At 50.1% G+C, this 25299-nt stretch carries 20 protein-coding genes, 1 tRNA gene and 1 pseudogene; 21 read left to right on the top strand and 1 reads right to left on the bottom strand.

Features of this window, described 5'->3' with window-relative positions; translation table 11 throughout:
• The first annotated feature begins 217 nt into the window (after positions 1 to 217).
• The 17 genes from NAL19_RS18645 to ahpF all read left to right on the top strand — a co-directional run bounded on the left by NAL19_RS18645 (position 218) and on the right by ahpF (position 18678).
• On the top strand, positions 218 to 1930 hold the full coding sequence (locus NAL19_RS18645; RefSeq protein WP_263058128.1) for a DUF6138 family protein: 1713 nt from the start codon (positions 218 to 220) through the stop codon (positions 1928 to 1930).
• Between the two features lie 55 nt (positions 1931 to 1985).
• A complete protein-coding gene (locus tag NAL19_RS18640) occupies positions 1986 to 2912 on the top strand; it encodes a D-2-hydroxyacid dehydrogenase (RefSeq protein ID WP_263058127.1) in 927 nt (308 codons plus the stop codon).
• A gap of 220 nt (positions 2913 to 3132) precedes the next feature.
• Positions 3133 to 4608, top strand: a complete 1476-nt coding sequence (locus tag NAL19_RS18635) for a hypothetical protein (protein WP_263058126.1) — start codon at positions 3133 to 3135, stop codon at positions 4606 to 4608.
• Positions 4609 to 4900: 292 nt separating this feature from the next.
• Positions 4901 to 4976 (top strand) — tRNA-Gly (locus tag NAL19_RS18630).
• A gap of 502 nt (positions 4977 to 5478) precedes the next feature.
• A complete protein-coding gene (locus tag NAL19_RS18625; protein WP_225085887.1) occupies positions 5479 to 5946 on the top strand; it encodes a hypothetical protein in 468 nt (155 codons plus the stop codon).
• A 195-nt stretch (positions 5947 to 6141) separates the two neighbouring features.
• Complete coding sequence (locus tag NAL19_RS18620) at positions 6142 to 6882, top strand: hypothetical protein (RefSeq protein WP_225085886.1); 741 nt, start codon at positions 6142 to 6144, stop codon at positions 6880 to 6882.
• A 324-nt stretch (positions 6883 to 7206) separates the two neighbouring features.
• A complete protein-coding gene (locus NAL19_RS18615) occupies positions 7207 to 7725 on the top strand; it encodes a hypothetical protein (RefSeq protein ID WP_263058125.1) in 519 nt (172 codons plus the stop codon).
• A gap of 43 nt (positions 7726 to 7768) precedes the next feature.
• Entirely contained in the window at positions 7769 to 7912 is a 144-nt protein-coding gene (locus tag NAL19_RS18610) for a hypothetical protein (RefSeq protein WP_263058124.1), read from the top strand.
• Positions 7913 to 8195: 283 nt separating this feature from the next.
• Positions 8196 to 8663 carry a hypothetical protein gene (locus NAL19_RS18605; RefSeq protein ID WP_263058123.1) on the top strand — a complete coding sequence of 156 codons (468 nt, stop codon included), beginning with the start codon at positions 8196 to 8198 and terminating at the stop codon, positions 8661 to 8663.
• Positions 8664 to 8742: 79 nt separating this feature from the next.
• Entirely contained in the window at positions 8743 to 9648 is a 906-nt protein-coding gene (locus NAL19_RS18600; protein WP_263058122.1) for a hypothetical protein, read from the top strand.
• Between the two features lie 170 nt (positions 9649 to 9818).
• Complete coding sequence (locus tag NAL19_RS18595; RefSeq protein ID WP_180742975.1) at positions 9819 to 10520, top strand: ABC transporter ATP-binding protein; 702 nt, start codon at positions 9819 to 9821, stop codon at positions 10518 to 10520.
• Positions 10513 to 11751 carry an ABC transporter permease gene (locus tag NAL19_RS18590; RefSeq protein ID WP_263058121.1) on the top strand — a complete coding sequence of 413 codons (1239 nt, stop codon included), beginning with the start codon at positions 10513 to 10515 and terminating at the stop codon, positions 11749 to 11751. Before NAL19_RS18595 ends, NAL19_RS18590 begins: the two co-directional genes overlap by 8 nt.
• Positions 11744 to 13210, top strand: a complete 1467-nt coding sequence (locus tag NAL19_RS18585; protein WP_263058120.1) for a TolC family protein — start codon at positions 11744 to 11746, stop codon at positions 13208 to 13210. Before NAL19_RS18590 ends, NAL19_RS18585 begins: the two co-directional genes overlap by 8 nt.
• Positions 13203 to 14474, top strand: a complete 1272-nt coding sequence (locus NAL19_RS18580) for an efflux RND transporter periplasmic adaptor subunit (protein ID WP_263058119.1) — start codon at positions 13203 to 13205, stop codon at positions 14472 to 14474. Before NAL19_RS18585 ends, NAL19_RS18580 begins: the two co-directional genes overlap by 8 nt.
• 159 nt (positions 14475 to 14633) lie before the next feature.
• Complete coding sequence (locus tag NAL19_RS18575; protein WP_263058118.1) at positions 14634 to 16298, top strand: DUF4153 domain-containing protein; 1665 nt, start codon at positions 14634 to 14636, stop codon at positions 16296 to 16298.
• 94 nt (positions 16299 to 16392) lie between these two features.
• Positions 16393 to 16956, top strand: a complete 564-nt coding sequence (gene ahpC, locus NAL19_RS18570) for an alkyl hydroperoxide reductase subunit C (RefSeq protein ID WP_010287114.1) — start codon at positions 16393 to 16395, stop codon at positions 16954 to 16956.
• Between the two features lie 159 nt (positions 16957 to 17115).
• Positions 17116 to 18678 carry an alkyl hydroperoxide reductase subunit F gene (gene ahpF / locus NAL19_RS18565; protein WP_263058117.1) on the top strand — a complete coding sequence of 521 codons (1563 nt, stop codon included), beginning with the start codon at positions 17116 to 17118 and terminating at the stop codon, positions 18676 to 18678.
• A 537-nt stretch (positions 18679 to 19215) separates the two neighbouring features.
• On the opposite strand, the gene queG is transcribed toward ahpF, so the two are convergent.
• The gene (gene queG, locus NAL19_RS18560; RefSeq protein WP_225085879.1) at positions 19216 to 20355 is read right to left on the bottom strand and encodes a tRNA epoxyqueuosine(34) reductase QueG; all 1140 of its coding nucleotides are present in this window, start codon (positions 20353 to 20355) and stop codon (positions 19216 to 19218) included.
• Between the two features lie 169 nt (positions 20356 to 20524).
• Between queG and NAL19_RS18555 the strand changes: the two genes are divergently transcribed.
• The 4 genes and pseudogenes from NAL19_RS18555 to amiB all read left to right on the top strand — a co-directional run bounded on the left by NAL19_RS18555 (position 20525) and on the right by amiB (position 25248).
• A complete protein-coding gene (locus tag NAL19_RS18555; RefSeq protein WP_263058116.1) occupies positions 20525 to 21409 on the top strand; it encodes a hypothetical protein in 885 nt (294 codons plus the stop codon).
• Between the two features lie 92 nt (positions 21410 to 21501).
• Positions 21502 to 23102, top strand: a pseudogene (nnr, locus tag NAL19_RS18550) (bifunctional ADP-dependent NAD(P)H-hydrate dehydratase/NAD(P)H-hydrate epimerase).
• On the top strand, positions 23099 to 23581 hold the full coding sequence (gene tsaE, locus NAL19_RS18545) for a tRNA (adenosine(37)-N6)-threonylcarbamoyltransferase complex ATPase subunit type 1 TsaE (RefSeq protein ID WP_263058115.1): 483 nt from the start codon (positions 23099 to 23101) through the stop codon (positions 23579 to 23581). The pseudogene nnr and the gene tsaE overlap by 4 nt, the downstream one beginning before the upstream one ends.
• Positions 23578 to 25248, top strand: coding sequence for an N-acetylmuramoyl-L-alanine amidase AmiB (amiB, locus tag NAL19_RS18540; protein WP_263058114.1), 1671 nt, complete (start codon positions 23578 to 23580; stop codon positions 25246 to 25248). Before tsaE ends, amiB begins: the two co-directional genes overlap by 4 nt.
• Positions 25249 to 25299 lie beyond the last annotated feature (51 nt).

Raw genomic sequence — 25299 nt, 5'->3', positions numbered from 1 at the left:
TCATTGTTACACCAACGCGTTGATTTTCCTTCTCTATCACAGCGAAAAGACAGTTGAAAATGGAAATTTATCTTGGTTTAGCTCTCCTGTAATGTTCGCTACCTCTTACTGCTACAGAGTAACGAGCAAGGCATATCTTTTGGGCGGTTGGTAGACACCATTAATACAGTTCTTTGGGGCAACGTTTCATCTGCGATAAACAAGGATAAAGAGAAAAATGACGGACAGGCATTCAAACGAAACCGGGGTATTACCACAACACGACCTGCCGATGCGGGATGAATCGCTTACGGCAATCAACAAATGGTTTGATACGCAGGAGCAAAGGGCGGGGCTCGATGAGATTATATCGCGAACAACATTGCAGGTCGGTATCCATGACGATCTGATACTGGATTATGCGCCGGGGCGTACGTTGATATCCTCTGAAGCGAAACCGGATGCTGACGGGCTGTCGCCCGGCAGTCGCAAAGGTGCGCTGAGTGTGGCGCAGATACAGGACAGTATCGTTCCTGTGCTGGCGCAGGCTATCGCGCAGCGTGTTGAGAAACTGGCCGATACGGCGCTGATTGACTACCGGTTTTGTTTTCGGGCTGTATTTCCGGCAACAGAAGGCCGCTTGCTGATTACGCTGTTTACATTCACCAATGAGGTGAAAAAACAGCGGCTACTTAATGCTATTCACGACTATATCGATCGCTATCTTACCCACGGCACTGCGCCAACAGAGAAGTTACAAACTTTCTTTCTGGTTCGTCACTTGTTAGATGCGCATCTCTTTCCTGCGATGGATATCGACAACGTCATCACTCTGCTTGAGCTGATTCAGCAGAAAAACGCAGGAAGTGCGGAATTGTCTGAGCATCGACGCACCATTACCCGTGAGTTAAAAGCGTGGGTGGATCAGCACTTTTTGTTGCGCTATTGCGATGTGTCCAAACCCGAGTATTTTTTTGAACCAGATAGCTATACCCTCAAGCCCGGTATCGCACTGGAGTTACAAGGTTCACAAACGCTTCATCCCGTTGAATTAGTGCTCTATGCGGCAATCATGATTCTGCGCTATGAACCTTCTTACAGTAAGCCGCAGGCTTTGGAATACCTGGATATCGCGAAGCAGTTGGGCTATCCGCGTGCGGTAAGCATGATGGAAGAGGGAAGCGGTACGTTTGAACACGCGCTGATTAATCTGAAGAATGAAGGGGTTGAATGCGTGGCGAATGATGTGCTTGCGACCATCACCGTGCGTATTCGCAAGGAAAGCGCCGAAGCGTATGCGCTGGCGCTGGGCTTCATTACACGCTTACTGACGCTCGGCTTCCCAAAGAGCTACAAGATCGTCCTGAAATCGTCGGTGCGACAGTACCTTCCTATTAAAGGGTTAGCAAAATCGGATACCCATCGTTTTTTTGCTAACGCATTGCAGTACGCATCGAACTATACGCTTCTTGAGGAGTATGCGCGTGCAGCGATTGAGCAATTTGAATGGTACGCCGATTCTGAAGGTGAGAAGTGCATTATGCCGGGAAGCTATGCCGTATTTGGGTTAGGCCTGACTGATGCTGGCTATTTCCCACTTGTAAAAGCGTATATGGAAAGCGTGGATGATGAGCATCAATCGGTACAAGATGCTTTCATTCGGGCGTTTTTCGATAAGCATAGCGTGACGGCGCACAATGTGGCGACACTGGTTGCCTGCCTGAGTCATGCGACAGAAAGCCTAAAGTTGAATATGTTGCCTGCGTTAGAGGATGACATGCTGTTCGAACAACTGGTCGATGAGGTTCGGCGACGGGAACCCGCCGTGATCGAACATGTTCTGTATCTCATCTGGGGCAATACCAAGAAACTCGCCGCACTGGTGAAAAAATCGGAAGCGAAGCGCGGCGCGTTATTAACGTCGCTCATTCAGGCGTCGACCGAATCTTAAATGTAATAACGACGGGTGCGCCTCGCAGGGCTTCATCCCGGAAAGGAACATATTTATGACTGCTATTCTGCTGCTGGACTCGCGTGCCGATGAGATCGGTTCTGTCTTAAATCACGCTGCGCCGGAGCTTGAACTGGTGCTCTCAAACGGTACAGCAGAGCAGGCGGCGGGTTGTCCGATTTGGTTGGGCGAACCTGATACCGCAGCGGCATTGCTGGCTCAGGGGGCGAAACCGACGTGGCTACAGTCTACCTGGGCGGGGTTCAGGCCGCTGCTGACCAGTGGCTTACCGCGCGATTACCGTTTAAGTCGTGCCGTGGGCGTGTTTGGGCAGCCAATAGCCGAATATGTGATTGCCTATATGCTCAGGCATGAGTTGCGCCTGGGAGAACGGCAAGCCAGTCAGGAAGAACGACGTTGGGATCACCGTTTACCGGGATCGCTGGCAGATAAGCATGTGTTGATTGTCGGTGCCGGAGAGATCGGCTGCGAGGTTGCAGGCTTTCTACGTCCGTTTGGCGTCGAGCTATACGGTATCGTCAGTACACCCAGACAGCGGCCTGATTTTAAACAGATCATGAGCTTAGCGGAGCTACCCACCGCGGTACCGAAGGCTGACTATGTCATCAATCTTCTTCCTGATACCTCGGCAACCACCGATATCTATGATGCCCGTCTGTTTGCCGCGATGAAGCCTTCTGCGTTGTTCATCAATGTCGGGCGCGGTAGCGCCGTGGTGGATGATGATTTACAGACGGCGCTGCGTGATGGGCAGATTGCAGGAGCGGTACTGGATGTATTCAGGCAAGAGCCGCTACCGTACAGTCACCCATTTTGGAACATGCCGAATCTAACGTTGACGGCGCACATTGCCGGACCGATGGTGCCGGGGCTGATGGGACGATTATTTCTGGACAATCTCGCTCGCTTTCAGGCTGATAATAGGCTGCGTGGCGAAGTGGATTTTAATCGAGAATATTAAATAATAATTAAGATAATTATAAATGAGTGAATTTATATATTTTACAATAATTTCAATTCACTCATGTAAAGATTTTATTTTAAATATTTTTGTAAAAAAATATTGAGATTATATGGCGTGTCAGTGTAATACTACTGTTGCTAAGAATGATTATTTGTTAATTTCTAAATAATAAGTCTGCGTTCTATTTGAGAAGACTCAAAAATAAGGAAATCTTGGGATGAAATGTCATCGTTTGAATTTATGTCTTGCCGCAGCAGGACTGGCATTCTGTATGAGTGCTGCGCTTGCTGAAACCAGCGTTCCTGTTGAAGTGAAGGATATTGGTAAGCTGCAAAAAAAAGGCACGGTTTCTATCTTTAATGCGCCAAATAATATGCAATCCGATGCCGCAGGTAATTATAAATTTCACAAAGCGCAAAATGAGGGGGTTGTTGTCATTTCCCCTAATGCATCAACGGCGCAGACTGATGAAAAAAACACACAAAAAAAATCTTTATCAAGCACTCAGCCTCTTGCTAATGACAGCGCATTCACGCCTTTGTGTCCAACTCTGGCAGTCAATTCAATTTATACGCTGGATGGTCTGCAAACGGGCGGGAGTGCCTGTTATCATTTCGAAATCACTCAGCGTTCTAAAACAACCGCTTTTGTTGTCGGGCAGAGCGCTGAAACCGACATCGCGCTGAGCCTGTTTCGGGACGATGGGCAGAACAATCTGACGGCAATTAACTATTCCGATCAGCCGGGTAATGCTGATGAGGCTACGCTGAATTTAACGCAGCCGGGTCACTATTATTGGTTTATGGAAGCCAATGCGGCAGATGGTTCCGCTTTTAATTTTGGTGCCATCGTTAATACGAATGTCGATGACTATGAGTTAAATGATATTCCCTCTCTGGCCACCCCGTTGTCTGATAGTCTGAGAGAAATTGAGGCTAACTCTGACAGCGACTCTGATGCGGATTACTACGCCTTTACTGCAACTCGTGGTCAACACCTTTTACTTCGCCTTGATGGGGTGACGAGTGGAACCAATAACAATTGGTTGCTGGCGTCTTCCACTGATGGGGGGAATACCTGGACAGCCCGTAATACCGGACAGGAAATTACCATTATCCCATCTCAGCCGAATGAGAAAGTTTTGGTGAGAGTACAGCCTAATCCATCACGATTGCCGACAGTATCCCAGAAATATAAACTGGTTTTAGGTTCCAAAATTGTCAAATTTACCCATTCTCTTTCGGGAGAAAGTAATGTCCTGCGTATCCCAAGTTCTGCACCGACAGCGTATGGTTTTATGACAACACAAGCCTATCGGGATATTACCTGGGGAGTTCGTGTAACTGATTCAACTGGTGCAGGTATTCCAAATATCGTGGCGATTCTTATACTCGACCAACGAGAAAATAATGGTGCGTTAGAGTTTAATGCTGCCAATGCCCACGGAATAATCACTGATTCAAACGGGAGTGCTTCGGGCTCCGTAAAGCTGGATGGCTGTTATGCCGATCACACTACACAGTTCCAAGACTATAGCATGGGCTATATTAATACGTGGCGCACCACTTATGATGTAGGGGCGTGGATTATTGATGTCCCAGCTCAGGATGGCATTGGTGTAGGTAGTACGGGGACTTACGTCACCTTCGGGCACATTTGCAAACAAACCTTGATTACCAGCGTAAAATCCTGATACGCAGAAGACAATGAAATATCAGGCCGCCTTAACTTCAGGCGGTCTGGCTGTGGAGGCGGGATCATGGTTTCGCTTCCACAGCGATAACGCGACTTGCAGTTGAGCGATACTGTTTTTCAGTGAAAAGGGCTTGCCACGTTAAGTTGATTGGTACATAATGCTGACCGTTGAATCGCTAGGTGAGTAAATAATGATTAAATTCATTAAGTTACATGTGATTCAGCAGGATTTAATCAACGTTGATTTCACTATAAAGTGTTGAAGTCATAGAGAATAAATCCGATTCTCAGCGGGAATAGCTCAGTTGGTAGAGCACGACCTTGCCAAGGTCGGGGTCGCGAGTTCGAGTCTCGTTTCCCGCTCCAAAATTCTTCATCGTTTTTCCTCATATATCTTCATTTAGTCTGACATCAGATTATTATTTCTGCTCGATCTCTACTTATCCTTATTAATCATTGAGTCTTAAAATGTCTTGGTTATTTATAACGGTTATGAGCTTTTCATAAAATATTGTTATTTTTGAGTTGACGTTAGCTTATTACCAATAAAATGATCACGATAATTATTCTTGTGTTAATTATTCTACCTGTTCTATTTATTTCCTGTGGTTATTTTTATTATTGCTAGTATTTTGTGATGTTGATGGCTTTATATAGAAATAAATTAAAGTTTTTGTTCGTGCTGTCGTTAAGGTTTTACAAGTATTAATGTTATTTTCTTAGCCTTTCTCTGGAATTATAGTGAAGGGAATATTACTACGTCACTGGAGTGGATTTGCGGTGCTGATTTAAAATCTGTGCCGCATCTGAGCAGGGCGGATGTTCCGTCATGCAAGCAAAAATACATTAACACATGGAGAAAAGTGCGATGACTTTTAAAAAGGTGCTTTTGGCTAGTATTGTGACTTCTATATTTGCTGCTGGAACGGCTTATGCCGGGCCTCCAGTGACGGTGACTTTCAAGAATCTGAGCAATGAAACTGCGACATATAAAATTGTCACTAACAATGAGGTCAGCACTAACGCCAGCGCCAGTCCAAAACCAGCCACGACGGTTCCGGCAAAGGGGTCTGATATTTATCGGGTTCAGAATGTCATCAGCCCTGATGCGAATGCTGCAATTGTTCGTTATACCATAGGGAGTAAAACATGCGTATTCGGTACTACCTTCGTGAATACCATCATCCCTGGTGGCATTTTCAATCCTGGTGCGCCTAACAAGGTTCCAAAATGGAATAAATCAGCTGAGGGGAGCGGTGGGGCGGTCTGTACTGCAACGATTACCTCGCAGAGTTTATCTACCTATGCGTGGAACGTTGAATTCACAATGAAATAATCTGCAGGTGACATCCTGTTGCTGATTGGCGAGAGACCGCGTTTTGTATAAAACGCATGGCTAGCGCTATTGTTATGTATATCTTGGGGCGTTATGCATCATTGACGCCCCTTTCTTGGCTCGCTCAGCTTTACGGGTATTGTATAGCGGTACGATCGATGTCGTTGCATCGCTGCTTTTAAATAGGGGCAGATTATGGAAAAAATAGATTCACTTAATGCTACATCCAGCCGCTATATATCGGCAAATGCGGTTGGAAAAAGTGCTGCTGATGCAAAGACGACAGCATCGGCTAAAGAGAATACGGCAACAACGACGAAAGATGAGAGCACGCAGGTCTCTGCATTAGCTCGTCAGTTAAGTGACGCCGCCGTTCGAGCGGCTGCCCGAGATGCAGCTACAGACCGTGATGGTTTAGGGGCGATCGCTCGTGCAGTCACTGAGAAGCTGTTAGGGGCGAGCTACGATATGAATAAAGCGGCTCATGATGCTGAAGTGCCTAAAACAGAAGACCCCGATTTACTCGCTCGAGCCAAACAAGCGACCAGCTTCGTGAATGGCAATGGTACTAACCCGTTCAAGGGGATGTCCCGCGAGCAGTTAGCGTTAATCGCCTACGATGAAAGTGGTGATTTCACTGTCAATGAAAGACGTGCGGCTTGGCTGGAATCTTATGATCAAGAACAACAGTGGAAGCGTGCAGCGATTGCCAAAATGGATGAAGAGTATAACCGTACTGGACAAGTCTCTTCTGATACCTTGTCAGAGATTCTGAAGCATTACCAATCACTGCCAGCAATTGAAGAAGCACAATTGCCTAAAGGATATGATGCGCAGCTACTGTCTCAAATTCACGCTTCGGAAAGCGGCAATGCGTCTCAAAGCGTGGATGCCTTACAAGCATTTATGGATCGTATGACGGAGAGAGCGAAATAGTAGGATAATTCGGCAACGGTGAACTTGTTTTGATATATCGAATATGAACTCAGGTTCTACCGAGACATTTAGAGATTAATCAGCAACGACACCATTCTTTTTGTACTATCGTGTAAACAGTCGCTCAACGATTGGATCTATCTATGGCTCAGGAACAACGCAGGTAACGGTAAACTGGCAAAATAATCAGTAATCAAAAAATAAATTATATGCAAACATTCATTGTTAAACGATAGAATGTTTGCATGTTTATTTATCGTCAGAGTCAAATGTTCCTGTAATCGATAAACTTATAAAATTAGTACGACTTGAGGAGATATAAAAGTGTTATCAAAGATTGAGTTAACATCAGGAATCCTTCCTACTACTGGCTCTGAAAAACGCAATTATTCCTTAATTGGTAATGAAGGTGAAATTAACCAACCCATTATCTCAACCTCTAGCACTAAGGTGTCGCTTTCATCTCAGGCACAGCAGCAGTCTACATTACCTGATTCTGTTTTTAGCAAGTACCAGGAACTGCGTAGCCGTACCGATCAGAATGAAGTTGATTCTTATATTAAAGATGCCTACGCAACACCACGTCATTCAGGTGAGTTAGTCTCTATTGAGCATTATCCTGATGTATTCAATTCTTATACGGGGGAACGGGTAACCCCCGAATCTGCTGAAAAATTTTCTGAGTGGGATCAGTCGGTATTAGCGGATACAACAAGGATATATTATGATGAACGAGCTAAAGGCACGTCATCTTCAGACATTTATTTAAAAATTCAGGTGCACATGAGCCAGCAACCAGAACATTTCCTTAGAAGGATAAACTGGCCGAACCTCGAAGGATAATTTGGCAACAATGATGCTCTAGGGGGTTAATAAAGAGGCAAGGATGTCTGATGAACGAATAACGGATATGATCTGTTTACAAGGTATTTCAAACACCTACCGTACCGGTGTTTCCTCTCAATCGGTGCTGCACAATATTTCACTGTCTATTCCTGCCGGGCAAAGTTGCGCGATCGTGGGTGGGTGAATCGAGCTGTAATGTTAGTCGTTAGACGGCTGATTATTTCATCACGTTATTAATGGTATCGCTTCCTAAATAAGTAAATTTTTTATCGCGCTCATTAGCCTGATAAATAAAATAATTGATGTGATTTTGTTAGTTTGTTAATTATTTTTGTTGATTTTAATGGTTTTTAAAACGATTATCCTAAAGTTTTTTAAAATTATGTCGTTTATATGTTCTCTGCTCAATCATTTTTGATGAGTAATTAGCAAATGTAATAACGTGAATTTCAATTCATGGAGGAATTATGGAAAAAATATTTTCCCTGATTTTATTTTTTATTACTGCTGTTGTTACTTTCCCTGCACAAGCCGTTACTGGCAGTATTACGAAATCAGAGTCGGCAAAGATTATTTTTATTCTTTCAACAGGAGAAGGCTTATCGGGGCTGAGTGGGTTCTTTGCTAATTCAAGTAATTTTATCCCAGGTACGCTTAACAAGCCCAAGACGTTGACACAAGTAAGATATGAGGTAGCTGCTTATCCTCAGTCTCTTACGGACTCTGTTCAATTATGCTACTTACAACCTTATCAAAGTCTGCCGACAAGATGTATTACAGTACCAAGTGGCTCGTCTGGCACGACCACACAGTTCAATGATCTACGTTTTGATACTGGCGTGGGTCTACAAATTCGGCATGAGGTTACTGGCCGTCCTGGTGATAATGTTCGGCCTTCTCGTAAAGAAAGTGTGACGTGGGATTATAGCTACTGAGCTTCTGCTCGCATTCGTCTGTGGCGATAGTGCTGCTATTGCCACTTAATTTCGGTCACAATACAAAGAGATATACACCATGAAAGTCAGTACGGCGGCAACGGCTTATACTCAGACGACGAATTCAGAAAATACTATTAAAAAATCAAAAATATCACCTGCTTCACAAGTGGAAAGTGTGCAAGGCCAAGCTTCCTCAACCTCTGGGCAAATTACACTCAGCGGTAAAGCGATTATGCTGTCCCGATTGTTTGGCGATTCGAATTCAGAGCCATCAGTGCAAACGCAATTGACACAGGCCACCATGTCTTTGCCTTCCAGCCATTTTCTTACCCGTAGCGATCGTGAGATGCTCTCCGAACTCTATTCTCAAGCACAACAACAGGGCGTGGATTTGAGCTATGTTGATGACCTTGCGAGCGATCTAGGGAGTTATCGTATGTTCGGTGGTGTGATGGCGAATGTAAACTCTGGGGGCATGTACGATGTGAACGGACATGCACAACGTTTTCATTTCACCGATTCCGACGACGCGACTGCCACGAGAATTCTAACGGGGCAAGGCATATCATCTACGAGTTTGGATCAGGGATTTCTGCGTTATCAACTCGATCCCGGTTTTTCATTCAATCACCGTACAGATTTCGCGTTTCTTGAACAGGTGGTCAATAAATTTGGTTCTGGAGCCGTTGAAGCGGGTCAATCTATTGATGCGAAATTTTCTACTTATACACATGAGAGGAAGGATAACTTTGTTATCGAAACTTCCAATGAAGTTGTGCTTTCTGTCGAAGAACCGGATGTGCGTTCTGTAGATGGTGTTTTCATCATTACAGATACTGGGCGAAAAAATGGGTTTGAGATGGTTAATGGTGAACCTGTTCAACGACTTGTCGAAGGCTCTCATTCCATTATCGATATCTTACGTGCCGCTGAAACCAGCGAGACAAGTATTCGACGCTGGTGGCAGAATCTTTTGCAGTAACGTGAGTATGAATTTGGGCATAAGCCTATATGAGGATAGATTCCTTCATCGAAAATTCATGAGTAGTCTACCAACGATGGAGAAAGTGCCTTGGGCAGCTTTTCCTAAAGCACAAACAGTAGGATAATTCGGCAACGGTGATGCTCTAGGGGGTCAACAAAGAGGCAAGGATGTCTGATGAAAGAATAACGGATCTGATCTGTTTACAAGGTATTTCACACACCTACCGTACCGGTGTTTCCTCTCAATCGGTACTGCACAATATTTCACTGTCTATTCCTGCCGGGCAAAGTTGCGCGATCGTGGGTGCATCGGGTTCCGGCAAAAGCACGTTGCTCAACATCATCGGCTTGCTCGATCAGCCTGTCTCGGGGCGTTTACTGCTCGCGGGGCAGGATATGTCTCAGGCAAGTGCTGATGAACGTGCGATCGTGCGTAATCAGGTCATTGGTTTCGTCTTCCAGAGTTTTAATTTACTGCCGCGTCTGGATGCGTTGGATAACGTTGCGCTTCCTCTGACCTACCGTGGCATCTCGCGTCAGGCCGCACGGCTGGCTGCGCAAATACAGCTGGCGCGCGTCGGTCTTGCGGAGCGAACTCACCATCGGCCTGCCGACCTCTCTGGCGGTCAACGCCAACGGGTCGCGATTGCGCGCGCGCTGGTTGGTGAACCTGCGCTTCTGCTGGCGGATGAACCGACCGGCAACCTCGACAGCCAAACGGCTGATGACATCATCACGCTATTGCTGGCATTGAACCGCGAACAGGGTACGACGCTCGTGATGGTGACGCATGACGAAGGCATGGCCTGCCGTATGGCTCGATGCATTCATGTGCAAGATGGTCGCATCCATGAGGTAAACCATGTCTGAACCTCGTTCACGGATGAAAGCGAGTCCAGTCCACTATGGCCCTTCGTTGCAGCAGCGTCTGCTTGAGCCGTTGAACAGTCTTATGCTTCTGGGGCGACGTGCAGTTCTGGCTTTGCTTGGGATTGCCGTTGGGTGCGGATCGGTTGTCGCGTTGCTCAACATCGGGCACAACGCGGAAGCCGAAGCCATGGGGGTATTCCGAGGGATGGGCAGTGACCTGCTTGTGGCCACTGTGCAGAATCGGGTGGGCAGCCATGCTACCAACTCGGCTCCGGCAGATTTGGATATCCCGGTGTTGCGACAGCATCTGCCTGATATTAAGGCGGCAACGGCGTTAATTATTACTTCCACCGAAGCGCGGCTGCGTGGGCGTTCACTCACTGCCATGGTCGTGGGCAGCCGGGCTGAATTGTCGGACGTGTTAGGACTCACGCTCGCACAGGGCCGCTACTTGAGTGATTTCGACGAGCAAAGTACCTACATCGTGCTGGGCGCGAATGTTGCGACACAATGGGCATCGCAGGGAGGCGTCGCCGCTGTGGGTGAGCGCGTGCAGGTGGGCGAATATCTGTTCGAGGTCGTAGGCATTCTTCAACCGCGGGGACACAACCCGTTGGTTCCCGTCTCGGTTGATGACGCTATCCTGATGCCGATCTCCGGTATGCGCCGTGTCATGCCTGCCCCGCAAATTGTCAGCGTGATTGCACGTAGCCGCAGCAGTGATGCGCTGGTGCAAACGGGCTCACAGTTAAAGGATTACCTGTCACTCCTGATGCCGAAACTTGATATCGATGTGCAAATCCCACAGCAGCTACTGGAGGGAATGGCGCAGCAGTCGCGGATGTTTTCATGGCTGTTGGCGGGACTGGGCGGGATTTCCCTGCTGGTTGGCGGGGTTGGGGTGATGAATGTCATGGTGATGAATGTGTCCGAACGACGCCGTGAAATTGGTGTTCGTATGGCATTGGGCGCGCGGCCGCGCGATATTGCGGGGCTGTTCTTACTGGAGGCCGTGGTGTTATCCGCCTGCGGCGCCTTGATTGGCGCGGTGTGTGGCATTGCGGCAGCGTGGCTGTTTGTCTTTTTTTCAGACTGGTCTGCCTTTTCGCTTTCGGCGTTGTCACTTCCCCTTGGGATTGGCAGTTCATTGGCGATTGGCCTGTTTTTTGGGCTTAACCCGGCGATGACTGCCGCGCGGCTTGAACCTTTACAGGCGCTACGTGATGCGTAACGCTATCCTGTGTTTACTTATTTTGCTTCTTGCTCATGAAGGGTATGCAGAAACGGCGTTAAATCCTTCTCAGGCGACGCGGCAGGGGCAGGCGACAATCAGTACATCGCTTAATGCACAAACGATCGATCTCACGCTGAGCGATGCCATTTATCTTGGTTTACGCGACAATCGCGCGATCCGTAGCGCTTATCTGGATCGTATCGCGCAGAAATTTGATCTTCGGGTGGCGGAGGATCGTTTTACCCCCAAACTGTCGCTGACGGGCAGTTACCTCTCCAATCGTAACCAAAGCGATCGCTATCGGCAGGGCAATCTGACGCCGACGTCAACCCTGCTCACGCCTTATGGCACCCGTTTCAGCCTTGGCTGGACCTACCGTCACACGCAGGCTGATAACGCCGGATTGTCGCGTAACGATGGTGCCAACATCACGGTGATTCAACCTTTGTTGCGTGGCGCAGGTAAAGACGTCACCACTGCGCCGGTTCATACTGCTCAGTTAACTGAGCAGTTAAATCGTTTGGCGCTGAAATCCACCGTTTCACAGACGATTACGCAGATTATCGCCGCTTATCGGGAGTTGTTGCGTTCACAAGAGCAACTGCAAATCGCTCGTGATGCGCTGGCGCGTGCGCGCCAACTGGTTGAGGTCAACCGTGCGATGATTGCCGCAGGGCGTATGGCTGAATTTGAAATTGTGCAAACCGAAGCCGAAGTGGCCACACAGGAACTGGCGCATGAAGAAGCCAGAAACCAACTGGATACCTCACGCCTTGCGTTGCTGCAACTTCTTGCTCTGGATTTAAATACGTTGGTTGTGGCGACAGAGTCTATGCAGGCGCAGCGCGTGGAGGTTAACGCTGCGCAAGCGTTGAAACAGGCCGAAGCCTCCCGGCCGGCGTATCTCGCACAGCTCATCGCTAACGAGCAGGCGGCGCTCAGTCTGGTGGTGGCCCGTAACGATCGCCTGTGGGATGTTTCGTTGGTTGGTGGCGCGAGTCAGGTGCGCGACCGAGCCGCACAGAGCAACACCTCGCGTACCTGGGAGAACTATGTCGGCGTTCAGGTGGAGATCCCGATCGGCGATCTGAGTACCCGTCAGGCAGAAGTGCAAGCACGGGTCAACGTGCGTAATCAGCATATTCAACTGGATGAAGTCAGGCAGCAGCTTGAACGTGATGTCACCAATGCGGTGCGAGATATCGGTACGCGCTGGCGGCAGTTCGAGATATCCCAACGCGCACGGGATTTGTCGCGCCGTAAGCTGGAAATTGAACGCGAGAAGCTCACGGTTGGGCGTTCCAGTAACTTTCAGGTGTTGAGTTTTGAGAACGATTTACGCAATGCTGAAAACGCCCGCCTCAATGCGCTGATCGGCTACCTCAATGCGCAAGCGGAACTGGATGAAACGCTGGGCACCACATTACAAAGCTGGGATATCGCACTCAATGATTAGGTATCACTTTTCCTCTCTCCTGCGTCGGCGTCATCTTATTGTCTCGTCGCTGATCCTGGTGCTTGGGCTGCTGATTTGGCTACTGGCAGGGCGCACGAATGAGCAGGAAAAAAGCGCACTTCAGGGGCAATGGCTTTCTGTTCAGCCCCAGTTACTGGAAAATCAGCTAGGACTGGTTGGACGAATTCAGGCGGCGACGCAGACCACGCTGGCCGCGCCTTTTGAAGGCATTATCCGTGAGGTTCTGGTGCATGAGGGGCAGCGCATCGAAAAAGGGCAAACGTTGCTGACACTGGATCCCGGACAAATTGAGATTCAATTGCGTCAGGCGCAGGCCGATGTGCTCAAGACACAGCGCGAAGTGCAATCGCTCAGGCAATGGGAACAGAGCACGGAGGTGTCGCGTGCGCGTCGTGCAGTCAACTCAGCTCGGTCAACGTTTAGCAATACGCAGGCCAATCTGCGGGATACTCAGGCGCTGTTCGAACGCGGCATCGTCGCGCGTATGGAAGTGGATACGTTAAAACAGCAAATTCGTTCACAGGAACAGGACATGATTGCGGCGCAAGAAGAACTGCGAACGGTTCTGGCGCGTGGGAACGGCGAAGATCGCAAGATTGCGGAGATGGAACTGACCAATGCACAGGTGCGCTATCAGGCGCTGGCGGCTCAGGTCGAACGGCAAATCGTCAAAGCGCCGTTTAGCGGTGTTGTCGTGAGACCTGCGCAGCCTGATAACGGCAAGCCTGTGGTCATCCAACCTGGTTTACTGGTCAGCCAGGGGACACCGCTGTTTGATGTCATTGCTCAGGATCGTTTTCAGGTAGCGACGCGGGTAGAAGAGACCGACCTGCATCAACTGCAAGAGGGAATGGCGGTTAACGTGACCGGAGATGGCTTTGCCGGACAAACGCTGACAGGCAAGGTTGTGTCGATTGATATGCAGGCTGATGCTGCGGATATGTCCGGCAGCGGTGCTTACTATGCTGTGGTGGTATCACTCGATACGCCATTGGAGGAGTTAAGGCAAACTATTCGTCTGGGGATGAGCGCGCGGCTGGCTATTATTGTCTATCGTAACGAGCGGGGTATCGCCGTGCCTGCGCAGGCTGTGCATACCGACGAGAAGGGGCGTGCCTATGTGATTTACCGTCCGACCGCTGACGCTACGCCGAAGAAAATCAACGTGACGCTGGGGAGAGCCGTGGCGCAGGGCATAGAAATCGCCGGGCTGGAGGCGGGTGAAGTACAACTCCTTTACTGATTGACTTCAGGATATAGCCTGGTATCAACGTGATACCCGAAGCGTTTGTCTGTAGACTTCACACATCATTTATCTTGCTACCTTCACACTATTCGAGCAGTGAATGCGTTTGTACGCCAGCACCCAATATGTGACGGTACGCCGACAAAAGGATTTGCTATGCCTGCCAGTTCCCCATCGTTACGGTTTTATCTGGTTGTTGGCCTGCTTCAGGGGCTGTTATTTGTCACCGCGCTAGAAATGAAAGAAGGCATCCTTCAGACGCTATTGATCATGATGGCGGCGGTTGGCGGCATCAGTCTGCAATGGCTGGAACGTACTCTCTTTGTGAAAAAGACCTGGCTATGGGTCTTCGTCTTGACCTCGCTGATGACGGCGATCGGTGGCTGGGCTTTCTATGACAGCGGAGTAGATCAACTGCCCGATTCCTGGATAGTGTGTAGCATCCTCCTCGTTTATATCTGCTGTACGTTTATTGGCTGCTGGGCAACCCGTGAAGGGCGATGGCCGTCTTATGAGGCACTCTGTAAACATGCCTGGGTCAATATTTTTACTGTGCTATTAGCCTGGCTATTAGTTCTGGTCGTGGTATTGCTGCTCGTACTGTGCGGTATGCTGTTCAACATGTTGGGATTTCCACAGATTAACCGTGTATTCGCCCATTCTCGGTTTTATATGCTGCTTTTGCCGGTGGTGTTTTCTCTCGGCATATATATTGGAATGACCAAAGAAACCGTAGTCGGGTTGCTGCGCGGGATTCTGCTATCGGCTTGTCGTTTCCTGCTGCCGTTTAGTGCACTGATTACGGTGGTTTTCACCTTAACGCTGCCTTTTAGCGGTCTGGATCCGATATGGGATACCGGTCGTTCCACCGTCATTCTGTTATGCCTGATGGGCGTAAGCCTCTTTTTGATTAATTGCGCCTCTCAGGATGATAACGAGGGGCGCGCTTATCCTGCCGTGTTACGCGGGTTGGTTAGCGCCAGCGCGCTGTGCTTGCCAGTGTTGGTGGTATTGGCGGGCTATTCCAGCTGGCTGCGCATCGAACAATATGGCCTGACGCCTGCCCGTTTTCAGTCGATCTTCGTGGTGGCGATTGCGATGTTGTACAGTCTGGCGATGGTGTGGGCCGTGATTCGCCGCTCTGGCGTTTGGTTGGGGAATTTGCGTACAAGCAATCCGCTGCTTGCCGCGGCCACCTGCGTGTTCATGGTATTACTGCATACGCCGCTGTTAAGCCCGGAAGCGTTTAGTGCGAGGAATCAGGTTCAGCGCCTGCTTAACGGGAAAACACCGATCGATAAGTTTGACCTGTGGGCACTGCGTGATGAGTTAGGAATGGCGGGGAGGCAACAGTTTAATTGGCTGGCTGAAGAATTGCAGCATGACCGAATACTGGATGCTGTCGGGCGTCAGGCGCTGCTCGATCGATTGAAGGGGAAACCCGCACAAGTCCTTCCTGTTCAGGTCGAATGGGTGGGGCCGCTGGAAGACGGAGCCGAAGGCATGTTGAAGAAGGATAACTTGGGTAATCAATGCAGAGAATCGGTTTGTCTGCTCTTTGCTATTGATTTGACAGGCGACGGCCATAACGAAGTGCTCGTTTTTCCTCGGGTGGGATGGGGAATTGGTGCGAAGATCCTTGCGCGTAATGATAAAGGACAATGGCAGCCTGTGGGCAGACTGTTTGGCTCAATGGGCACGGAAAAGCTGATTGATTTGATTAAAGCAGGCAAGGTTGAGGTTGTTACGCCACGCTTCAAAACGCTCAGAATTGGTGGCAAGGACATGCAGATTGATCCCCTTGAAGTGGAATCAAATTAGGTATTGCTTATTGATTCGATAAAGACAACAGATTGGTGATAACGATCACGTTTCTGTACTTTAGCCACATACGAAAACACATGAGGATAAAGTGATGTCAGTAATCAATACCCAAGTTAAACCATTCAAAAACATGGCTTTCAAAGACGGTCAATTCATCGAAGTGACTGAGAAGAATATTGAAGGAAAGTGGAGCGTATTCTTCTTCTATCCGGCTGACTTTACGTTTGTCTGCCCGACCGAACTGGGTGATGTCGCTGACTATTACGACGAATTCCAACAGCGTGGCGTCGAAATCTACTCTGTTTCCACCGACACCCACTTCACGCACAAAGCGTGGCACAGCAGTTCTGAAACGATTGGCAAAATCAAATACACCATGATCGGTGACCCAACGGGCCAACTGACGCGTAACTTTGAAAACATGCGCGAAGCAGAAGGTCTGGCCGATCGCGGTACGTTCATCGTTGACCCACAGGGCATCATCCAGGCGGTAGAAATCACGGCGGAAGGTATTGGCCGCGATGCCTCCGACCTGCTGCGTAAGGTGAAAGCGGCGCAGTACGTGGCTTCTCACCCAGGCGAAGTGTGCCCAGCCAAGTGGAAAGAAGGCGAAGCTACGCTGGCTCCGTCTCTGGATCTGGTTGGCAAAATCTAAGCTAACACCTCGGAAAACATCGCGATAGAAAACATGGCTGTTTTGTCGGGTGCGTTGCACCCGATTTTTCTGGCCCGGTTTTTTGGGGCCAGCTCCCTCTACGATTTTGCTTTTGCACCACTTGGTCTTTGTACCCACTTGCCTAATTAAGGACGACCGATGCTCGACAATACGATGAAAGTCCAGTTGAAAGCCTATCTGGAAAAATTAACCAAACCTGTTGAGTTGATTGCGACTCTGGATGATTCCGCTAAATCTGCTGAAGTCAGAACCTTGCTGACTGAGATCGCTGAGCTGTCCGAACGGGTAAGTTTCGTTGAAAAGAATGATCTGGCAGTGCGTAAGCCTTCATTCCTGATTACCAATCCAGATTCCCAAAGCGGCCCGCGTTTTGCCGGTGCGCCAATGGGGCACGAATTTACCTCCCTGATCCTGGCGTTATTGCAGGTGGGCGGCCATCCGTCGAAAGAAGCGAAAGAATTACTCGATCAAATCCGCCACCTTGACGGTTCGTTCCACTTTGAAACCTATTACTCGTTGTCCTGCCATAACTGTCCGGATGTGGTGCAAGCACTGAATTTAATGGCCGTGTTGAATCCGAATATCACCCATACCGCGATTGACGGCGGTGTGTTTCAGGATGAGATCCAAAGCCGTAATGTGATGGGCGTCCCTACCGTTTTCCTGAACGGTGAACACTTCAGTCAAGGGCGGACGACCCTGGCTGAGATCGTGACTAAAATCGATACCGGCGCGGGGGCTAAACAGGTTGAGAAACTGAACCAGCGCGACGTCTATGATGTATTAATTATCGGTAGCGGCCCGGCGGGGGCAGCGGCGGCGGTCTATTCGGCACGCAAAGGCATTCGTACTGGCTTGGTCGGCGAACGTTTTGGCGGTCAGGTATTGGATACCGTCGATATTGAAAACTACATTTCCGTTCCGAAAACGGAAGGTGCCAAACTGGCGACCGCACTGAAGAGCCATGTTGATGACTATGATGTCGATGTGATCGACGCGCAGAGCGCAGAAGCCTTAATTCCCGGCGGCGAACCGGGTAAACCGCATCAGGTCATCACCGTATCCGGTGCGACGCTGAAAGCGCGTAGCGTGATCATTGCGACCGGTGCGCGCTGGCGGAATATGAATGTACCCGGCGAAGATCAGTATCGTACGCGCGGTGTTACGTACTGTCCGCACTGCGATGGGCCGTTGTTCAAAGACAAGAGCGTCGCGGTGATTGGCGGCGGGAACTCCGGCGTGGAAGCAGCGATCGATCTGGCTGGTGTGGTAAAACATGTCACGCTGCTTGAGTTTGCCCCCGAACTGAAAGCGGATTCTGTATTGCAAGATAAAGTGCGTAGCCTGCCGAACGTTGACATCATTCTGAATGCGCAAACCACAGAAGTGAAAGGTGATGGACAGAAGGTGACGGGGCTGAGCTACAAAGATCGTCTTACCGATACGGTGCACGATTTAGCATTGGAAGGGATCTTCGTGCAGATTGGCCTGCTGCCTAACACCCACTGGCTGGAAGGTACGGTAGCCAGAAACCGCATCGGGGAAATTGAGATCGATGCCAAGTGCGAAACCAGCGTAAAAGGTGTCTTTGCTGCTGGCGACTGTACGACGGTGCCGTACAAGCAGATCATCATCGCGACGGGTGAAGGTGCAAAAGCATCCTTGAGCGCTTTTGACTACCTGATTAGAACCCGCGCATAACATCAATTCGTGGGAAAGGGAGGGGTCACTCTCCCGGTTCTCTAAATGCGATCTTAACGCTTCGCGCGGCGATGCCCCATAAGCAGGTGTCGCCGCGCTTTTTGTTTATGATCATAAAATTCTCCTTTTGATCATAAAACGCCCCCTTCGATCGTAAAAATTAGATCTCAGCCCTTGCCAAGGGGCGATAAGAAATTCATAATGCTGGCCGCTCTGTGCTATTGCACGTTTTTGCTGTCTACACAGCATCGTATTTCGAGCGCTAGCGTTACCTCAGTCCACATCATTTTTTATCAGTTAATACAAAAAATCATATTCTTCTTAACAGACTTATCCACAGGCTGTTTGTTGGTTATTTATTAATCACACTGTATTGTTGATAAAATACTGTAGAGTATCTTATTGATATCTATTCATAAATTTTACTTATAAAACGTTATAACGATCGCTTGTACTTTTTGTGACAGTTGATTGGCAACGGTTTTTTTTATTTATTCACAGCGCGTGCGACAAACTGATGACAACGGTTTGGGCGACTCACGCATCGCGCGGTAATCCTTTCTCTACTGCACGAATAAGTCGTTTTTTCTGTGTAGACTGGACGTCAATTTCCAGTGACGCGCGACGTTCCAACTGCTGACGCATCGCCCAGTGGATATGTTCATCCAACAGTTCGCTTTCACCCAGACGGGCTTGCAGGGCTAGCACGATACTATCCTGATAGGGAGCATTCCCCAGCGCGACGGCAATATTGCGTAGCCAGCGGAGATGACCGATGCGCCTTATCGGCGACCCTTCCGTAATCCGCAGAAATTTCTCTTCATTCCAGCCGAATAGCGCCAGTAGCTCGGGCGTGTGCAGCGCGGCACGCGGGCTGAAATCCGCCTCGTCGGTAAGTTGCGAAAACCGATTCCACGGGCAAATAAGCTGACAGTCATCGCAGCCATAGATGCGATTGCCCATTAGCGGACGAAATTCTTCAGGAATCGAGCCTTCTAATTCGATAGTCAGATAGGAAATACAGCGGCGGGCATCGACGGTATAAGGCGCGACAATCGCGCCAGTTGGGCAGGTAGTCATGCAGGCGACACAGCGGCCGCACTGCTCTTCCTGCGGCCGATCGACGGGCAGGGGTAAATCGATCAGCAATTCGCCGAGAAAGAACCAGGAACCGGCTTCTCTGTTGAGAATTAGTGAGTGTTTACCAATCCAGCCAAGCCCGGCTTTTGCCGCTAACGGGCGCTCCATGATGGGCGCGGAATCGACAAAGGGGCGAAAATTCAGTTCACCGCAGTATTCCTGAATCTGGTCGCCGAGTTTTTTCAGACGTTGGCGTAATAGCTTGTGGTAATCACGACCGAGCGCATAGCGGCTAACGTAGCCGAGTTCTGGGTTTTTTAAGGTACTGGCGAATGCGGCTTTGGCTGGCAAGTAATTCATACGAACACTGATGACGCGCAGTGTGCCGGGCAGCAGCTCATGCGGACGCGCCCGCAGCATGCCGTGGCGTGCCATCCAGTCCATTTCCCCGTGGTATTGCTTATCCAGCCAGTCCTGAAGTCGGGGCTCTTCTGCGGACAAATCAGTGTCGCAGATGCCGACCTGCTGGAACCCCAATTCCTGTCCCCATTGTTTGATGTGTTGCGCTAATTCATTGAGATCGTAGGGGTATGACATGGGGAACCGTAAAATGTACTGTATTACCCCGATTTTACCATAACGTTTAGACATTGTTGTTGAACAGAACTGTATTGTCGATAAAAAGAACAGATAAAGACTTTGAGACGGTCGTCGATAATTTTAGACATAGCAAATAAAAACGTATGAATACCTCTGGGAGCACCTCATGGAAATGGCACCATTGTCATTTTATCGCACCACGATTCACGGCTTGGAGCTCAGCATTGATGTTAATCAGCGGCAGGCAGCGCAGTTAGTTAACGTTGAGAAATCGGCGACTACCCTTGACGTTGAACCGGTACAAATTAGTCAGGAAGGCCGGGATCAGTTACAGGACGAGATTATATCGCAGCCTGCTCGCCGTTTTTTCTCCTCTGATATCGATAATGCCTTGTCACAGGCGTTAGCCGAACAGCCTGAACAGGTGTCTCAGGCGGTTTATCGTATCATCGATGAAAATTTCATGAATAGCTCCGCGGTAAGCGGAGCGCAACGTCAGGCTTCGTTAGCGCTGGGGCTTTCTCAGGCTGCTTATCTGGCTGAACACTATATCAATGACGACCAGAAACAATCCTTTCTGGATGCGATGCAGCAAATAGCCGCGATTTCGCAGACGCGGACAACGGACGAAACAGGCAATGTCTCTTATTACACACCTCCTTCATATATCCCCGGAACGACGGAATATAAGGTGGACTGGGGTGTGATTATGAAAGAGAAAGAGCCGGAGAGATATGAGAAGTATCAGGAGGCCCTCGCATCCGGTGATGCCGTAAAAGGGCTAGAGGAATTTATCAGCTTCGTCACCACGGCGGCGATTAAACATCCTGAGTGGGGACGTGAGTATCAGAGCAACGCTGCCAGGCAGGTTAACGAGCTGAAGCACGCAGAAATCAGTAATCCCTTTGCCGATATTGATGTGTCCACCCCCTCTGGCTTTATGTCGGGCGCGCTTGATGTATTGAAAAGCGCTTTTAATGAACAAACGTTGCAATACTCGGTAAAGAGAATCGAGCAGTTCTTTGCCTCGTTGCCTGACATTTCTCGCTAATCTGTCCTGATCGTCTGCCCGTTCTCTCTGGCTAACCTGGGCAGACCTTGCTAACTTGAAATGCATGTTCCATGCCATTGATGGAGAACAACATGCATCATGCCACTGAGCCGTATCGGCTCGATACGGCAGAAACCACATTGCCTGATTCGGTGTTTTACGCCGAGTGGGTTCGCCGTGAAGAAGCCAGAGCGGCGCGCGAGTCAGGGCTTTCGCTGTGGGTGCTCATGCAGCGTGCGGGAGATGCCGCATTCTAAGTAGCTCGTCAATGCTATCCCTCGACCCGCCGTTGGCGGGTGCTGGCTGGACACGGCAATAACGGCGGCGATGGATATGTGGTCGCCAGTTTGGCGCTGGCGGCGGGCATTGACGTGGATGTTGTTGCCTGTACCAGCGACAAGCCGTTGCCCGATGATGCTCGCCTTGCCCGCCAACGCTGGCTTGAGCAGGGCGGTCGTGTTCAGGACGTGAATGCACAGGATGCTGATACGCCGTGGCCGGAAGGGATCGATCTCATCGTTGATGGTCTGCTCGGCACCGGGCTTTCCGCCGCACCGCGCGCACCCTATGCCGCGTTAATGACGCAGGCGAATGCTTATCCCGCCCCCATCGTTTCACTGGATATTCCCTCTGGATTACATGCCGAAACCGGTGCCTGTGCTGGCGTCGCGATCTGTGCCGCGCAGACGGTGACGTTTATCGCGCTGAAGCCAGGGTTACTGACGGGTCGTGCGCGTGAACAGGTTGGGAAATTACATTACCACTCGCTAGGCTTACAGACATGGCTGGATGACCAAATTGCACCGATACGGCGACTGACTGCGGCGCACCTTGCCGAATGGCTGTCTCCGCGACCGGCCGGACAGCATAAGGGCGATAATGGCAGACTGCTGGTGGTGGGCGGTAACGCCGGTTTCGGTGGCGCGGTATTGATGGCTGCCGATGCGGCGTTACACAGTGGCGCAGGCTTGGTGCGAGTACTTACTCACAAACAATGTCAATCGGCGTTTCTGACGGCCCGACCTGAGCTGATGGTGCAGGAAATGACGACAGATACCCTGCGGCAGGGGCTGGAATGGGCGGATGTCATCGTGATAGGACCCGGTTTAGGACAGGATGAATGGGGTAAAAATGCGCTGCGTCTGGCAGAAAATTGTAACAAACCCATGTTATGGGATGCGGATGCGCTTAACCTGCTGGCAATCAATCCGCATAAGCGGCAGAATCGCGTGCTGACACCTCATCCCGGCGAAGCGGCGCGTTTACTGAATTGTCGCGTCTCTGATATTGAAAGTGATCGCTTACTTGCAGCGACAAGATTGGTAAAACGCTATGGTGGCGTTGTCGTGTTAAAAGGCGCGGGAACGGTCATCGTCAGCGAGCGAGACGAGGTTGCCATTGCTGATGTGGGTAACCCTGGCATGGCGACAGGTGGCATGGGTGATGTGCTGTCAGGTATTGTCGGCGGTTTGCTGGCACAAAAGCTCTCGCTGTATGATGCGGCCTGTGCAGGATGTGTCGTACACGGTGCGGCGGCCGATTGGTTGGCGGAGCGACGCGGCACCCGGGGTATGCTGGCAACCGATTTACTGCCCGTGCTGTTCCGGTATGTTAATCCGAGCTGATGTTTTTAGAGCCGATGTTTTTAGAAATCGATGTTTTTAGGACTTATGTTGTTAGAACAATAGAATGAAAAAAATAGTCTTACTTCTGCCGGATGAGGCAGCCACTATCTCGTTAGGCACGGCGCTGGCGCAAGCTTGTGACGGCGCTTGTGTTATCCACCTTTATGGCGACCTCGGGGCAGGAAAAACGACGTTTAGTCGCGGGTTCCTACAGGCACGCGGTCATCAGGGCAATGTCAAAAGTCCCACTTATACGCTGGTCGAGCCTTATGCGTTATCGCCGCTGGCCGTCTACCACTTTGATCTTTATCGACTGGCTGACCCGGAAGAGTTGGAATTCATGGGGATCCGCGATTATTTGACGCAGGATGCCATTTGTTTGATTGAGTGGCCGCAGCAGGGTGCCGGGGTATTGCCTGATGCGGATATCGAACTGCATTTGCGCTATCAGGATCAGGGTCGACAGGCTGAACTGTCCGCTGTCTCTGCAACGGGAGACGCGATGTTACAACGTTTTTCTCTCCAGCCAGGAACAACAGAATCATGATGAGTCGTATGGTTAAGCTGTTCATCGGCGTGTGGCTGTTGCTGGCGGGTTCGGCGTGGGCCGCTAATCTGTCGGACATTAAGGTGGACAATGCCTCAGGCCAGGCCACGGTGCGTCTGAGCTTTAGCGGTCAGCCTATTTATGCTTTTTTCCCACTCAGTAACCCTGCCAGAGTGGTGATTGATATTCGTCAGACTGGCGTCATTCAGGGATTGCCGCTGGATTTCAGCGGGCAAAACCTGATTAAGCGTGTGCGTACCAGCAATGCGCAGGACGCACAAAGCCTGCGTTTGGTGCTGGATTTGACCCAAGCGGCTAAAACGCGAGCGGTGACGCAAAAAGAAGGATCGGGTTACGTGGTGGTCTTCACTATCACCGGCGATAAAGCGAAAACGGTAACAGCCTCAGCGCCTCCGGCTTCACGGCAGCAGAATACCGCACCGATAGAACCCGCCAAAAATCCGTTTACCAACAAGCCGACTGTGGTCGTCAATAGCAGTACGTCATCAGCCCGCGTACCGACCCGACAGGGGAATGAACGCGTTGTGGTAGCGATTGATGCCGGTCACGGCGGGCAGGATCCAGGGGCGATTGGCCCTAACGGGTTGCGGGAGAAAAATGTCACCATTTCTATCGCTCGTAAGCTACAAGCCTTACTGAATAGCGATCCGGCCTTTAAAGGCGTGCTGACGCGTGACGGTGACTACTTTATCTCCGTCATGGGGCGTTCGGACGTGGCGCGTAAGCAGGGCGCGAACCTGTTAGTGTCGATTCACGCGGATGCGGCACCAAACCGTAATGCTAAAGGTGCCTCTGTTTGGGTGTTGTCCAACCGCCGTGCGAACAGCGAAATGGCAAACTGGCTGGAGCAGCATGAGAAACAGTCTGAGCTGTTGGGCGGCGCAGGCGATCTGCTGGCAAACAGCAGCGCGGATCCTTACCTCAGTCAGGCAGTGCTGGACCTGCAATTTGGTCACTCCCAACGCGTCGGGTATGACGTGGCAACGAAGGTGCTGCGTGAACTCCAGCGTGTCGGGGGGCTGCATAAACGGCGTCCTGAGCACGCCAGTTTAGGGGTGTTACGCTCGCCGGATATTCCTTCCCTACTGGTTGAAACCGGATTTATCAGTAACGTGGAAGAAGAGCGTCTGTTGGGCAGTAACGACTATCAGGAAAAACTCGCTAATGCGATTTATCAGGGATTGAGGGGATACTTCCAGACGCATCCGATGCAATCTCTCCCAAAGCAGGAAAGCCGCCCACTACAGTCGGCGGCAAGTGATACCGCAGCGTCGAGTGATAACGTCAGCGCGGCAAAGGTGACAGCGGGTAGCACGCGTCATACCGTTGCACGTGGTGAAACACTTTCTTCCATTGCCCGGCGTTATGGTGTCAGCCTCGCGGCCATGCGTGATGTGAATAAGCTAAACAAGGACATTGTCTGGGTTGGACAGCGCCTGAATATTCCGGCCACAGGGTCGAAACAGACGGCATCAACGCCAGCGCCCAAAAAGGCCGCGCCGGTAAAGCATAAGGTCGTAAAGGGTGATAGCCTGAGTGCGATTGCTGCCCGTTACGGTGTTAGTATGAAGGATATCCAACAGGCGAATAATATGCGCTCCGGCACAGTACAACTGGGACAAACGCTGATTATTCCGTCTGCCTGAGACTTCATGCTGACAATGTCGATAGATTGACGTTATTAAGAGGGATGCGCC

The organism is Pectobacterium sp. F1-1, assembly GCF_025643735.1.
Taxonomy (GTDB): domain Bacteria; phylum Pseudomonadota; class Gammaproteobacteria; order Enterobacterales; family Enterobacteriaceae; genus Pectobacterium; species Pectobacterium colocasium.
Note: the sequence above shows the minus strand (reverse complement) of the source record. Positions and strands in the feature narration are given on the sequence as shown.